Source organism: Microvirga sp. 2MCAF35, assembly GCF_052115545.1.
Lineage (GTDB): Bacteria > Pseudomonadota > Alphaproteobacteria > Rhizobiales > Beijerinckiaceae > Microvirga.
The window spans coordinates 25,178-38,411 of the sequence record NZ_JBFRGW010000005.1; the positions used below are offsets into that span (position 1 = coordinate 25,178).

The following is a 13,234-nucleotide window of genomic DNA, read 5'->3' on the forward strand; positions in this document are numbered from 1 at the left end:
CATGACGATCACGCCCGATTTCGAGACGTTCGCTGCGGCCTATGAGGCTGGAGAGGCCGGCGTTCTGCGCGCCACGCTCGTGGGCGACCTGCTCACTCCCGTGGCGGCTTTCCTGAAGCTGCGGCATGACCGCAAAGGATCTGCCTTCCTGCTCGAATCCGTCGAGGGTGGCGCGACCCGCGGCCGCTTCTCCATGATCGGGCTCGATCCCGACCTCGTCTGGCGCTGCCAGGATGGGGTCGCGGCCATCGATCGCCAGGCACTGAGCCGCCGCCAGGAATTCACCGTCGAGGAGGTTCCGCCCCTGGAGAGCCTGCGCGCCCTGATCAAGGAAAGCGCCCTACCCCTTTCCGACGACCTGCCGCCCATGGCGGCCGGCCTGTTCGGTTATCTGGGTTACGATATGGTTCGGCTCATGGAGCGCCTGCCCGAGCCCAATCTGGACGTACTGAAGGTCCCGGACGCGGTCCTCATTCGACCCACCGTAATGGTGGTGTTCGATGCGGTGAAGGACGAGATTTCGCTCATCACCCCCGCGCGCCCGCAGGCTGGAACCTCGGCCAAGGCGGCTTACGAGACGGCGCTCGTGCGCCTGGAGGACGTTACGGCAGCCCTTGAGCGTCCGCTTCCCATCGACGACCGCAGCGACCCGACGCAGATCCAATTCGAGCCGCCAGTATCGAACACGACGCCGCAGGAATTCACCGCGATGGTCGCAAAGGCGAAGGAGTACATCCGCGCCGGCGACATCTTCCAGGTGGTGCTGTCGCAGCGGTTCGAGTCGGCCTTTCCCCTGCCCGCCTTCGCGCTCTACCGCTCCCTCCGGCGGGTCAATCCGGCGCCGTTCCTCTGCTACCTGGATTTCGAGGATTTCCAGATCGTCTGTTCCTCGCCGGAGATCCTGGTGCGGGTGCGCGACGGCAAGGTCACGATTCGTCCCATCGCCGGGACGCGGCCGCGCGGAGCGACCGCCGCAGAGGACCGGGCCCATGCGGAAAGCCTGTTGGCGGACCAGAAGGAACGGGCCGAGCATCTGATGCTCCTCGATCTCGGCCGCAACGACGTGGGCCGCGTGGCCGAGATGGGGTCCGTGGAGGTCACGGATTCCTTCTTCCTCGAATATTACAGCCAGGTGATGCACATCGTCTCGAACGTGGAAGGCAGGCTCGACCAGAGTTTCGACGCCCTAGACGCGCTCGTGGCGGGCTTCCCGGCCGGCACCGTCTCCGGCGCCCCGAAGGTGCGCGCCATGCAGATCATCGACGAGCTGGAGAAGCACAAGCGTGGCCCCTATGCGGGCTGCATCGGGTATTTCGGCGCCAATGGCGAGATGGATACCTGCATCGTGCTGCGCACGGCCCTCGTGAAGGACGGTCGCATGGCTGTGCAGGCGGGCGCCGGCATCGTGTACGATTCCGATCCGGCTTCCGAGCAGCAGGAATGCATCAACAAGTCGAAGGCGCTGTTCCGGGCCGCCGAGGAGGCCGTGCGCTTCGCGAGCCAAGCGAGGATCGGGCAATGAGCCGGGCAATGAGGCTTCCCTTGACCGGGAGCTTCGCTTACGCGAACGTCGGCCCGCTATGACCCGCGTTCTCGTCATCGACAATTACGACAGCTTCACCTGGAATCTGGTGCATCTGCTCGGCCCGCTCGCGACCTCCGTCAACGTGGTGCGCAACGATGCCATCACGACCGATGAAGTGCTCGCCTCCCAGCCCGATGCCATCGTGCTGTCTCCCGGCCCCTGCACGCCGAACGAGGCCGGGATCTGCCTCGATCTCGTGAAGCGCGCCTCGCCCGAAATCCCGACCTTCGGCGTGTGTCTCGGCCTGCAGACCATCGGACAAGTCTTCGGCGGCACCGTTTCGCGGGCGCCCCTGCCCATGCACGGCAAAGTCTCCGAGGTGGAGCACAGCGGGCAGGCGGTGTTCCGCGGCATCAACGGTCCCTTCAAGGCGACCCGCTATCACTCGCTGATCGTGGACCGCGAGACCTGCCCGGCCGACCTGCAGGTGACGGCGGAAACGGCGGATGGCCTCGTCATGGGCCTGTCGCACCGCTCGCTGCCGATCCATGGCGTGCAGTTTCACCCCGAGAGCATCCTGTCGGAGCATGGGGTGACGATCATGCGCAATTTCTTCGAACTCGCAGCGGATTGGAACGCCAAGCACCGCGTCGCCGGCGCAGCCGCTCCAGCAGGACATTGAAACCGATGGAATCGTTCAAATCCTACCTTGCCAAGGTCGCCACGGGCGCGTCGCTGACGCGGGACGAGGCGCGGGATGCCTTCGACGACCTGCTCTCCGGCGAAGTGACGCCCGCCCAGGGCGGGGCGTTCCTGATGGCGCTGCGGGTTCGCGGCGAGGCGCTCGATGAGATCGTCGGCGCCGTGACGGCCATGCGCGGCCGCATGCTGCGGGTCAATGCCCCCGAGAAGGCCATCGACATCGTCGGCACCGGCGGCGACCACAAGGGCAGCTACAACATCTCGACGCTCGCCTCGATCATCGCGGCTTCCTGCGGCGTTCCCGTCGCCAAGCACGGCAACCGGGCGGCTTCCTCGAAATCCGGCACGGCAGATGTTTTGGCAGCGCTGGGCCTGAAGCTGGGCCTCGCTCCCGAGGAGCTGGAGCACTGCCTGAACGAGACGAAACTCTGCTTCATGTTCGCGCAGACCCACCACGCCGCCATGCGGCACGTGGCGCCGGTCCGCGTCGAGCTTGGAACCCGGACGATCTTCAACCTGCTCGGCCCGCTGGGCAATCCGGCCGGTGCCAAGCGGCAGCTTCTCGGCGTCTTTTCAGAGGCTTGGCTCGAACCGCTCGCACAGGTTCTGAAGGAGCTTGGCTCCCAGAAGGTCTGGACCGTGCACGGCTCCGACGGGCTCGACGAGATGACGACCACCGGCCCGACCTTCGTCGCCGCGCTGGAGAACGGTGCGATCCGTCGTTTCACCGTGACCCCCGAGGAGGTCGGCCTGCCGACCGTATCGCTCGACGAACTGCGCGGCGGCGACCCGGAGCACAATGCGGCCCAGCTGCGCGCCGTCCTGGACGGTGCTCGAACGCCCTATCGCGACGTGTCCCTGCTAAACGCGGCGGCCGCCCTCGTGATCGCCGACGAGGCCGAGAACCTGCGCGACGGTCTCGACCGGGCCGCGCGGGCCCTCGACAGCGGCGCCTCCAAGGCGACCCTGGAGCGCCTCGTCAAAGTCTCGAACGCCTGAGCAGCGCCATGGCCGACGTTCTCAGCAAGATCGAAGCCTACAAGCGCCAGGAGATCGCCGCGGCCAAAGCGGCGGTTTCGCCGAGCGAGATCGAGCGCCGGGCCCGTGCGGCCTCTGCGCCTCGCGGCTTTGCGAAAGCCATCGAGCGCCATCTCGGGGAAGGGCGTCCCGCTCTCATTGCAGAGGTAAAGAAGGCGAGCCCATCAAAGGGCCTGATCCGCCCGGACTTCGACCCGCCGAGCCTGGCGCAGGCCTATGCCGAGGGCGGCGCCACCTGCCTGTCAGTGCTCACCGACGAGCCGTCCTTCCAGGGCAGGCCCGAATATCTGGCCCAGGCCCGCGAATCCTCCGGCCTGCCCGCCCTGCGCAAGGACTTCCTGTTCGAGCCCTATCAGGTCCATGAGGCGCGTGCCTGGGGGGCCGATTGCATCCTGGTCATCATGGCAAGCGTCTCCGACGGCGAAGCCCGTGCCCTGATCGACACGGCGCATGATCTCGGCATGGATGTGCTGGTCGAGGTGCACGACCGCGCGGAGCTGGAACGCGCCCTGCCGCTCGGCACCCAGCTCATCGGCATCAACAACCGGAATCTTCGGACCTTCGAGGTATCGCTCGGCGTCAGCGAGGAGCTGGCTCCCCTGATTCCGCCCGACCGTATCGTCGTGGGCGAGAGCGGCATCTTCACGTTGTCCGACATCGAGCGGCTGTCGAAGGTCGACATCCGCACCTTCCTCGTGGGCGAAAGCCTGATGCGGCAGGCGGATGTGGCGGCGGCCACCCGGAGGCTTCTGTTCGGCGAGGCGGCATGACGAAACTCACGCATCTCGATTCATCCGGTCAGGCCAGCATGGTGGACGTCTCCGACAAGGGCGTCACCAGCCGCACCGCGATTGCCGAGGGATGCGTGGTCATGCAGGCGGAGACGCTGGACCTGATCCGCCACGGCGAGGCCAAGAAGGGCGACGTTCTGGGCACGGCCCGGCTCGCCGGGATCATGGCGTCGAAGCGCACGCACGAGCTCATTCCGCTCTGCCATCCGCTCCTGATTTCCAAGGTCAAGGTGGACTGCACCCTCGACGACAGCCTCCCCGGCATCCGCGTGAGCGCCGAGGTGAAGGTATCCGGCCAGACCGGTGTCGAGATGGAGGCCCTGACTGCCGTCTCCGTGGCCTGCCTGACGATCTACGACATGGTGAAGGCGGCCGATAAGGGAATGCGGATCGAGCACATTCGCCTGCGCCGCAAAAGCGGCGGCCGCTCGGGAGATTTCGAAGCGCCATGAGCCTGATTTCGGTCGAGGATGCCCTCTCCCGCGTTCTGGCAAACGTCGAGCAGCCGGTCGGGATCGAGCGCATTCCCCTCGCCGCCTGCGCGGGCCGGACCCTGGCCGAGGATGTCAGCGCGCTGCGCGACCAGCCGCCCTTCCCGGCATCGGCCATGGATGGCTACGCGGTGCGCAGCGCCGATTGCTCCACCATTCCGGCCGTTCTCCGGGTGATCGGCGAAAGCGCGGCGGGCAACCGCTTCACCGGCACCGTCGGAGCCATGGAAGCGGTGCGGATCTTCACCGGCGCACCCGTTCCCGATGGCGCGGACGCGGTGGTGCTGCAGGAGGATACGGAGCGCGCTGGCGATCAGGTCACTGTGAAGGAAGCAGCCCGGCCCAACCGGCATATCCGCGCCGCGGGGCTCGACTTCCGCTTGGGCGACGTGCTCCTGCAGGCCGGCTTGCGCCTCGATTCCCGCCACATCGCTCTCGCGGCCGCCATGGGCCATGGGGCACTGTCCGTCCACCGCAAGCCGTGCGTCGCCGTCCTTGCCACGGGCGACGAGCTGGTGCGGGCGGGCGAGCCCGTCGGCCCCGACCAGATTACCGCATCGAGCCTGCCGGCCACGATCCTGATGGTTGAGAAAGCCGGGGCCGAAGCCATCGATCTTGGCATTGCGCGCGACACGCTCGAATCGCTCGACGAGCGCATTCGGGCCGCCAAGGATGCGGGCGCCGACATTCTCGTCACCCTGGGCGGCGCTTCCGTGGGCGAGCACGATCTCGTGCAGAAGGCCCTGAGCCGCCACGGCATGGATCTCGGCTTCTGGCGCGTAGCCCTGCGGCCCGGAAAGCCGCTCATGCACGGACGTCTCGGATCGACCCTGCTGCTTGGACTGCCCGGCAATCCGGTATCCTCCCTCGTCTGCGCTGTTCTGTTTCTGGTTCCCGCCATCCGGGCCCTCCTGGGCGATCAGAAGGCCGCCGAGGACCCGACGGAAGACGCGATCCTGGGCGCTGACCTGCCGGCCAACGGAGACCGTCAGGACTACATGCGCGCTGCTCTCACCTTCCAGGATGTCCCCTTGAGCCTCGCTCACGGTGCCGAGCGCCTGATGCTGCCCGTCGCGATGCCGCATCTGCTGCAGGATTCATCCATGTTGAGCATCCTGGAGCGCTCCGACGCCCTGCTCGTGCGTCCGCCTCATGCGCCGCCGGCGGCGGCGGGCGAGCCCTGCCGCATCATTCGGCTCGGCCGCTTCTGCTGAAAATATTTCCTGATGATCCCTTATTTCCTCCCTGTCGTACCTTGACGGTAAATGTCGGAGATGCGGGATCTCGTGGCACCAGACGGGACGTCGTGGGATGGCCCTATTCAAGGTCTCTTCCAGCAGCCAATTGGGTTAAATAGGTATAAATCATGGACCGCGAGGGAGCCCGTTCCCTCCCAAATCGCCTCTGACATTCCTGCTCAATCCTCGGAACCGGTGCCTTATCTGCTGCCTTGGCAATATAGGCCGCAACAGGAGGGTCGCTCTCAATTTTGGACCATGGCCCGGGCTTTCGACGCCGTTTTGAACCTCTCAGAGGGCTCTCAGAGGCCTTTTTGGCGGCTCTGAGACGGTCGCGATAGCGGTAGGCTGCGGATCGCGAGGGTGTCCGCTCGTGCCCGAACCGCTCCCGGCACTCCCGCAAGAGGATATCGATGGTGGTCTGCCCGAACCGGCCGGCGAGAAAGCCTGCAACTTCCTGATCCCGCTCGATAGCAGACGCCCGTAGAGGGCAGAGATCGTCTGGTAGGAAAGCCTCAAGCCGCTTCCGATAGGCCAGCAGCTCGGCATATTCAGCAGCCGAGATGGTTACAGTCGCGGGGTACAGGCTTGGTACCCCTTCGCCGGTCCATCGGTCGTCCTGTGGATCAATGGTCTGGTTCGCCATACCTGTACCCCGTCATATATTCAGCGTGAGAGATGCCACCCCTCAGAGGGCGGCAACCTCCAAGTTCTTCTTGCTCTCGGCAAAGGCCTTGGGCTCCAGCCCCATCAGCGAGCAGACATTGAGTTCGTCTTCCGTCAGGCCGTGTCGGGCGTCTTTGCCTCCTGAGGGTCGCCGCGTCAGTCCGCCATCGTGAAGCGAGGGCAGCTTGCTCATCGCCTCAGCCGTGCGCTGCGGCTCCTTCAGGTGGCTCTCGATCCAGTAGTCCCGCAGCGGCGGCATGACCTTCCCGGCCGTGATCGCCTCGTCCACAACCCGCTCGGCATCCTTGCGGGCCTGCTCCGCCTGCATGGCGCTCATCTGGGATTGCAGCGTCGTCACCTGCTCCAGCAGAGTGGCGCTGCCTCCCAGGCCGCGAGACTGAAGCTCCGCGACCGCTTCCTCGGCCGTGTCCGCCTTGGTCAGGCCGAAGGCCTTCTTGATCGTCTCTAGGGCCGCATTGTGAGCCGTCTTCGCCTTTCCGGCGGCAGTCGCCTCCGTCAGGATCGCCGCCTCGTCGGCATCGTCCTTCAAGCCAAGCGCTTGGCGCAGCTTGTCCAGAAACTCGGCGCTCGCGTCCTTGGCATGAAGCGAGGTAAGCGGCAGGTTCGGATCGTTGGTGAGCGAGACCCGCAGGATCTTGATGATCCGGCCGGTCCCCTTCTCCAACAGAAAGACAGGCGACAGGCCGCGATAAGCCTTGTCATCGAGCAGAGACCGGCCCGCCGCGTTCCATTCGACCTTGGCCCAAATCCCATCCTGACGGGCTTCCATCTGCGTGATCCAGCCTCGCGCCGGAGCCGGGTGGCCGGCCGGTGCCGCCTTGTCGGTCGAATGGCTCTCATCGACCGGGATCTTGCCGCCTTCGAGCGAGGCCTTGATGACGCCGTTCGGATCGGCGAGCTGGAACGGGCCGCGCCCATCGGCTCCGGTGAAGGTGTCGGCCGGGCAAATATGGATCCATTCCGGTGCGCCCATGCCATCCGGCAGAGCCGAGAATAACGTGAGAAACGTGTTCATGTGTCGTCCCTGGGAGAAAAGGAGAGCCGGCCTGCTGCGAACAGTCCGCCGGCTCCGGTGAGGATCAGGCCAGCCACGGCACGACGAGAACCTCCGCCGTACCCTTCCAAGGGTTGCTGACGGCGACCGGCGTTCCGCCCACGTCCTGGCTGATCATGTCGTTCGCCACGATGGCGCGGGCGGCACCCTCAAGAGCCGGCGGCACGACCAGCAGGCTCGGCATCACACCGAGCGGGCGGCCGTGATCGCTCTTCATGCCCATCAGGGCGGCACGGGCCGCGCCATAGCTGTCGGAGGTCAGCGGCTGCTTCGATCCATAGGCCAGCTGCCACAGGCCAAAACCGACATTGAAGCGGCCATCGATGCCGTAGACATACTCTTTGCGGTCGAAGACATTGGCGTCGGTCGGCTGGTTCTTCGCCACGAACTTCCAGTCCTTGCGCTCCTGGAGCAGGATGGGTTTCAGGGCGCGCTTGTCGTCGATGAGGAACCACGGTGCACCCGTGCCGCCGTTCGTGTTGGAAACCGATTGCTCGACGCCATTCTCATCGAGCACCTTGTGATCGGTGTCGAAGAAATACTGATCATCATAGCAACGGGTGGACCAACCCTCCTTCAGGAGGCCGAAGGCCAGCATGTCCTTCTTGGCTCCCGCCGTGAGGCCCATCTCGTTGAACAGCGGCTTGTAGACACCGATGTTGTCGTCTTCGATGTCGTTGCGGTCCACGCCGATGGTCAGCTCCCAATCCTTGTTGCGGATGGTGTAGTCGTGCAGCTGGAGGCCGTGAACGATGCGGTCGCCGATCCACTCCCGGATATTCGGCAGCTTGCCGAGCCAGCCGTATTCATTCTCGCGGGTCGTTGACGGCACGATGGTCGCGATCCGCTTGTACTGCGAAGGGCTCTGAGACAACCCCTCCTGAAACGCTGCGTTGAACCCGGTATAGAGGGTTTGCAGGTTGGTTCCGTTGATAATCAAATGCGTTCTCCTAGAGAGGTGTCGGTGCGGTCCTGCCTCCTTGACCCTCGGTTGTGATCCGGCAGAAGGGAGGAGGCTTGTCGTTGTTGGGCTGACCGCTTCGCCCTCATCTGAGCCCTGCCGGATATCTCGTTAGACCCTGCCCACGACCATTCCCCGGTTCGGCGTGATCGGCACGGCCGGGTTGTCGGATTGGACGTTCTTAATAGTTGTGCCGGGAGCGGCCTCGACCACGATCTTGCCGCCGACCGTCTGCTCCTTCTGCGCGCCAAGGGCCGTTGGGACGAAGCCTTTGCTGCCACCGACCGGCGAGATCGGCGTGAAGCCCTTAGCCCCAGCATCGGGATTGAGCGGACCGGCGGGAGCGCCAGTACCACCGGCCGCAGCCGGATTGGCGGCGGGCGATCCGCCCATGCCGAAGAAGCTCTTCACCCCCTCGATGGTGCCCTGGATCTTGGCGATGCCGGCCGTCACATAGGCAATGAAGGCATCGAAGGGCGCACGGATCTGTGCCCACAGTTCCGTGAAGAAGCCGACGAGACCGCTCCATCCTTGCTTGACCGCTTCGACCGCGTTGCCTGCCCAGGCCGCGAGCCCCCCGATGAACTGGCTGCAACTCGCCTTCACCTGCTCCCACACCTGCACCCATCCGGCCGGGAGATTGCTGGTGATGAGCTGATCGAGACCTGTGATGGCCATGCTGAAGACGTTCTTGATGATGTCCCAGGCGGCGGACGCCGCTGTCGAGAGGCCGTTCATCGTGGCCTCGAAGCCTGCCTTCATCCCGGCGAAGTCGCCTGAGAACAGGCCGGAGAAGAACTGCACCACGCCGTTGAAGGTCTGCTTGATGCCGTCCCACAATTGCGTGAAGAACGGCGCGAAGGTGCTCCAGTGGATGACGATGATCGCAGCCGCACCGACCAGTAGCGCGACCAGGATGCCAATCGGCGAGAAGATCGCGGCAATGACACCGCCCAAAACACCGAGCGCCGCTGTGATGATGCCGAACCCGGCCCCAAGGATGCTGAATACAGGTCCCAGCACACCGAGGCCGCCTGCGAGAAGCAGCGCTCCACCAGCCAACGACAAGAAGCTGTCAATCGCGCCGGGAAAGGTCTGATCCACCCAGGCCACGCCCGCGAGAACCGTTTCAAGCGCCTGCGTCATCCACGGCAGGTTGGTCGCGAAGGCGAGACCGACGCGGCGCATGGCCTGATCGCCGATCTCCGAAAACCGCTCCAGCTTCTTTTCCAGGCCAGCCATCCGGGAAGCGAAATCGTCATCGACTATCTTCAGGGTGGAGCGGTTGATCTCGCCTTTCAGCTCCTGATACTTCTCCAAATTGGCGAGCATCGGCAGCAGGAAGCCGATCACCTGCTGATCCTGGAACAGCTCGCCGATCTTCGTGCCGCGCGTCACCTGCTCGATGCGCTGGCGCACCTGGTCGAGAGCCTCGGCATCGTTCGCGCCACCGGCCTTCGCCTTCCTGATGATGCCATCCACTTCCTTCCGGGACACGCCGGTCAGGCGGTTGATCTTTTCGACCACCGCTTCCATCGGGTTAATGCCCTTGGCGGTCGCGTCCTGCATCACTTTGGCGATGTCCACGCCCATATCGGCGAAGTTCTTCTTCGCCTCGGGCGATGCCATCTTGGAGAGGAAGTTCCTGAGGTTGTTGGCCGCCGTCTTCGGATCGGAGGTGCCCTTCATGGCGATCTGCAAGGCGGCCCCGAGGCTTTCCACCGCTTCCATGCCGGTGACACCGAGTGCCGCCATCTGCTGGGTCAGCTCCGGGAACTCTCCGGCCATGTTCTTGAACTCGAAGCGTCCGAGCTTGCCGGCCGTCACCAGCTTGGCCAACGCCAGCTCCATCTGATCCGGGTTGATCTTCAGGGCGTCGTTGAGAGCGAACGCGGTCTGGGATACATCTGCCACGGCGGCATTGGCCGCTGTCGAGATCCGGCCGATGGTCGGCATGAGCCGGTCGATAAGGCCCTGCTCCATGCCGGCCGCCACCAGGAGCTGACCACCGGCCGCGAGGTCGCGCGAACGCTGACCGACATCGAGCGCGAGCTTCTGATAACGCTTGGCCTGCTCGGCAATCGACAGCTCGACGGCCGCGCCGGTCTTGCCGGCCGTGATGGCGATGTCCCTTAATTGACTGTCGAAGGCAGCGGCCGATTGCAGCGGCGCGGCAAAGGAAAGAGCCGCGAGAGCGCCACCCAGGACGCCGACCTCGCGGCCGAACTTGGCGATGGATGAGCCGAGCGAATTGAGCCGGCCGCCCATGTTGGACAGGCTGCGCAGCCGGTTGATCAATCCGCCGATCCCGGAGGAAAACATATCCTTCAGGCGCACGATGACGGAGACGGCCATGGAGCGCCCGCTCATGGGTTTGTCTCCGTTCCAGCCTGCTTGGCGGCCTCGATGTCCTCCTCGGACATGCCGCCGATCCGGGCGGCCTGTGCAATCTGGTAGTTGCCAATTTCGACACAGTCGCTCTCATCGGCCCGGTCGAGAGTGGCCACAAGCGCCGTTGCCGACTTGCGGTCCAGGCGGAGCATCGATGCGATGGCGAGCAGCGAGGCCCCATCGCCGTCGCCGGCACGCGCCAAGCGCACGACGGCGCCGATATCGGCATCCCGCAGCGGCTGGAACCGCAGCTCCTCGAACCGCGTCAGACGCTTGCGCATGAAGCGGTCCCGGATCTCCACGGAAACGGCTTTGCGCAGCGGGAGCGTGACCGATCCATCGGAATTGAGAACGGTTTGACCGGGAAGAGCCGTGCTCATTGGCCACCTCCTCTCTCACGGACCTGTCGGACAGCAATTCCTCTCATATCGATAGGAGGTTTCGCCCCAAGCGACCGGATCACCGTATCCTCAGTGGTGCGGATAGCCCTGGCGATGGCCGAGATGCCTTTGCCTTCGACCCAGTAAAGAAACTCGATGCAGAACGTGCGCGCGATCGGCATCTTGATGTAATCGCCGCCGAACTCCTCGATGAGGGGCTCAAGCTCTTTAGCTGTCAGGAATGATGAGAGCTGCCCGCCCAGTCCCAGGCCGATCTTGCCCGGTACGTAATGACGGAGGCCCCCTAGTTCCATGACGATCTCGAAGGCGCGGCGCGCGCCGTACCAATCGATAAGCAGACCAATTGTTGGACTGGACAGTCGGTTCTTCACATAAGCCCCCGTGGCAACCATTCTGGAGACCAGTTAGGCTGCCTGCGATTTCGGGTATCATGTCCGAAACCAGGGGGATGGCGTCATGCCAGTAGCTACTGGAGTGGGCCGGTTGAGGATGTGGGATCGATGTTCAAGGAAGCCGACGGCATCATGTGCGATCCGCCGCATCTGGCCTCACCGACCGAGGCTCTGACGAGGCCGCCGGGGAGCTGAAATCTCTGCCATAAACCGTCAGTCGTCAACAGGCTTTGGCACCAGTGTAGGAAGAGCTGCGGCCTCGCGAGAGCGGCGATCCGACCGCCGCCGTTTCGAGGATGAGGAAGCGCCGCTCCGTCTGACGGGCCATCCCTCGCGGATAGTTTAGCGGTTAAGAGCGTTTAAGAGCCGTAAGAGCGGCCTTTCGGGCTCCGCCCCTACCATGGCCGCTCTCAGGCAGCCGCGCCCTTTCTCCGGCGCACCATGGCCCGAAGGCCGGTGATGGCCTTGCCGGCCTCATTCTGCTTCAGGAAGCGCAGGGCGGACACCCCATAGCTCTTCTCCAGCCAGCGGCCGAGGGCGGCGGCATCGTCGGACCCGTTCCAGTCGCGCCAGAGGCCTTGGATCAATTCGACCTGTGCCGGGGTCGCCATGCCCTTGCGATGGCCGAAGCCGGATTTTTGAGCCGGCCGGGGCTTTCTTTTGTTAGAAACGAAGCCCAGCGCCTCGAAATAGACCAGCAGCCGGTCGAAGCCGCGTTGATCGAGATTGCCTGACGAGACGACGCCACCACCATAGCAGCACAGGGCCGACATGAAGGCCTCGTCGCTAAAACCCAGCTCCTTTTTGGCGACATGCAGCAAGGCAACCTGTTTCTTCGTCATCACAGATCGATGCGGGAGCTCCCCTACGTCGAAGCCATAGGTTTCAAAGAAGCTCAAGATGCGACCGAACTCGGCCACCGTTACCTGCTCCAGGATCCGCGTTCCGTCCAAGCCTTCAGGGTTGTTGCGGCTGATAGCATAGACGAGAGAAGAAAGCATCGCGTCCGAAAACCCTGCCGCCCTCTGCCATCTCCTCAAAAGGTTGCAATAGTCAGGCGCGACGGATGGCAACCTCCGATCCCGGAACCCGGACACAAAGAGCCGGTCGAGCACCCGAACTGCGCCCCGCGCGTCCAGGTCCTCGACCCGCTCGACCCCACCGAATTGTAGCAGGACGGCGCGCCATTCCCCCGGATGCTTGAAGAGCTGCTGGCGGCCGCGCTCGATCATCTCCAACTGATCAAGGGAAGGCATCGGATCCCTCCTCAACCCTGCGGCCGCGCCATGCGGCGCTCCGCTTCGGCTTCCAGGTCCTTCATGCAGCGGTCCACGTAGTCCAGCACCGCGACGCTGAGGTCGAGGATCGCGAGGTTCTGCTGCGGATCCGTCATGCTGGCTTCGTCGCGCGCAATCCGCTCAAAAGCCCAGGCCATGCCGCGCACCCGCCGGGCCAGCTCAAGGCACTCGGCATTCATGTCGTTGACCGGACCGGAAAATGCCCGCGCCATGCGCCCCGCTTCGGAAGGGCTTTCGTTCGAAGGGTGGCGATCCGTCGCGGTAT

At 64.5% G+C, this 13,234-nt stretch carries 13 protein-coding genes; 6 read left to right on the forward strand and 7 right to left on the reverse strand.

Going from position 1 to position 13,234, the window contains the following annotated elements:
- Position 1 precedes the first annotated feature (1 nt).
- The 6 genes from trpE to AB4097_RS03795 are packed head-to-tail and all read left to right on the forward strand — an operon-like array spanning position 2 to position 5,761.
- Positions 2-1,522 (forward strand): anthranilate synthase component I, encoded by a 1,521-nt coding sequence (trpE, locus tag AB4097_RS03770; protein WP_442037272.1) that lies wholly within the window; start codon positions 2-4, stop codon positions 1,520-1,522.
- A 58-nt stretch (positions 1,523-1,580) separates the two neighbouring features.
- A complete protein-coding gene (locus tag AB4097_RS03775; RefSeq protein ID WP_442037273.1) occupies positions 1,581-2,207 on the forward strand; it encodes an anthranilate synthase component II in 627 nt (208 codons plus the stop codon).
- Between the two features lie 5 nt (positions 2,208-2,212).
- Positions 2,213-3,226: an anthranilate phosphoribosyltransferase gene (trpD, locus tag AB4097_RS03780; RefSeq protein ID WP_442037274.1), complete on the forward strand. Its 1,014-nt coding sequence runs from the start codon at positions 2,213-2,215 to the stop codon at positions 3,224-3,226.
- Between the two features lie 8 nt (positions 3,227-3,234).
- Positions 3,235-4,035, forward strand: coding sequence for an indole-3-glycerol phosphate synthase TrpC (gene trpC / locus AB4097_RS03785; protein ID WP_442037275.1), 801 nt, complete (start codon positions 3,235-3,237; stop codon positions 4,033-4,035).
- On the forward strand, positions 4,032-4,508 hold the full coding sequence (moaC, locus tag AB4097_RS03790) for a cyclic pyranopterin monophosphate synthase MoaC (protein WP_442037276.1): 477 nt from the start codon (positions 4,032-4,034) through the stop codon (positions 4,506-4,508). Before trpC ends, moaC begins: the two co-directional genes overlap by 4 nt.
- Entirely contained in the window at positions 4,505-5,761 is a 1,257-nt protein-coding gene (locus AB4097_RS03795; RefSeq protein WP_442037277.1) for a molybdopterin molybdotransferase MoeA, read from the forward strand. Before moaC ends, AB4097_RS03795 begins: the two co-directional genes overlap by 4 nt.
- Before the next feature lie 712 nt (positions 5,762-6,473).
- On the opposite strand, the gene AB4097_RS03800 is transcribed toward AB4097_RS03795, so the two are convergent.
- The 7 genes from AB4097_RS03800 to AB4097_RS03830 form a co-directional block, all read right to left on the reverse strand.
- The gene (locus tag AB4097_RS03800; protein WP_442037278.1) at positions 6,474-7,487 is read right to left on the reverse strand and encodes a phage protease; all 1,014 of its coding nucleotides are present in this window, start codon (positions 7,485-7,487) and stop codon (positions 6,474-6,476) included.
- Positions 7,488-7,551: 64 nt separating this feature from the next.
- A complete protein-coding gene (locus AB4097_RS03805) occupies positions 7,552-8,466 on the reverse strand; it encodes a Mu-like prophage major head subunit gpT family protein (protein ID WP_442037279.1) in 915 nt (304 codons plus the stop codon).
- A 132-nt stretch (positions 8,467-8,598) separates the two neighbouring features.
- Positions 8,599-10,857, reverse strand: coding sequence for a phage tail tape measure protein (locus tag AB4097_RS03810; protein ID WP_442037280.1), 2,259 nt, complete (start codon positions 10,855-10,857; stop codon positions 8,599-8,601).
- Positions 10,854-11,258 (reverse strand): hypothetical protein, encoded by a 405-nt coding sequence (locus tag AB4097_RS03815; RefSeq protein WP_442037281.1) that lies wholly within the window; start codon positions 11,256-11,258, stop codon positions 10,854-10,856. The genes AB4097_RS03810 and AB4097_RS03815 overlap by 4 nt, the downstream gene beginning before the upstream one ends.
- On the reverse strand, positions 11,255-11,650 hold the full coding sequence (locus tag AB4097_RS03820) for a hypothetical protein (protein WP_442037282.1): 396 nt from the start codon (positions 11,648-11,650) through the stop codon (positions 11,255-11,257). The genes AB4097_RS03815 and AB4097_RS03820 overlap by 4 nt, the downstream gene beginning before the upstream one ends.
- Positions 11,651-12,081: 431 nt before the next feature.
- Entirely contained in the window at positions 12,082-12,927 is an 846-nt protein-coding gene (locus tag AB4097_RS03825; protein ID WP_442037283.1) for a regulatory protein GemA, read from the reverse strand.
- 11 nt (positions 12,928-12,938) lie between these two features.
- Positions 12,939-13,181 (reverse strand): hypothetical protein, encoded by a 243-nt coding sequence (locus AB4097_RS03830; protein WP_442037284.1) that lies wholly within the window; start codon positions 13,179-13,181, stop codon positions 12,939-12,941.
- Positions 13,182-13,234 lie beyond the last annotated feature (53 nt).

Excerpts from the sequence above, each read along its gene's own strand:
- trpC (WP_442037275.1), top strand. The coding sequence starts at position 3,235 with ATGGCCGACGTTCTCAGCAAGATCGAAGCCTACAAGCGCCAGGAGATC.
- AB4097_RS03815 (WP_442037281.1), bottom strand. The coding sequence starts at position 11,258 with ATGAGCACGGCTCTTCCCGGTCAAACCGTTCTCAATTCCGATGGATCG.
- AB4097_RS03800 (WP_442037278.1), bottom strand. The coding sequence starts at position 7,487 with ATGAACACGTTTCTCACGTTATTCTCGGCTCTGCCGGATGGCATGGGC.
- AB4097_RS03810 (WP_442037280.1), bottom strand. The coding sequence starts at position 10,857 with ATGAGCGGGCGCTCCATGGCCGTCTCCGTCATCGTGCGCCTGAAGGAT.
- AB4097_RS03795 (WP_442037277.1), top strand. The coding sequence starts at position 4,505 with ATGAGCCTGATTTCGGTCGAGGATGCCCTCTCCCGCGTTCTGGCAAAC.
- moaC (WP_442037276.1), top strand. The coding sequence starts at position 4,032 with ATGACGAAACTCACGCATCTCGATTCATCCGGTCAGGCCAGCATGGTG.
- trpE (WP_442037272.1), top strand. The coding sequence starts at position 2 with ATGACGATCACGCCCGATTTCGAGACGTTCGCTGCGGCCTATGAGGCT.
- AB4097_RS03830 (WP_442037284.1), bottom strand. The coding sequence starts at position 13,181 with ATGGCGCGGGCATTTTCCGGTCCGGTCAACGACATGAATGCCGAGTGC.
- AB4097_RS03825 (WP_442037283.1), bottom strand. The coding sequence starts at position 12,927 with ATGCCTTCCCTTGATCAGTTGGAGATGATCGAGCGCGGCCGCCAGCAG.
- AB4097_RS03775 (WP_442037273.1), top strand. The coding sequence starts at position 1,581 with ATGACCCGCGTTCTCGTCATCGACAATTACGACAGCTTCACCTGGAAT.
- trpD (WP_442037274.1), top strand. The coding sequence starts at position 2,213 with ATGGAATCGTTCAAATCCTACCTTGCCAAGGTCGCCACGGGCGCGTCG.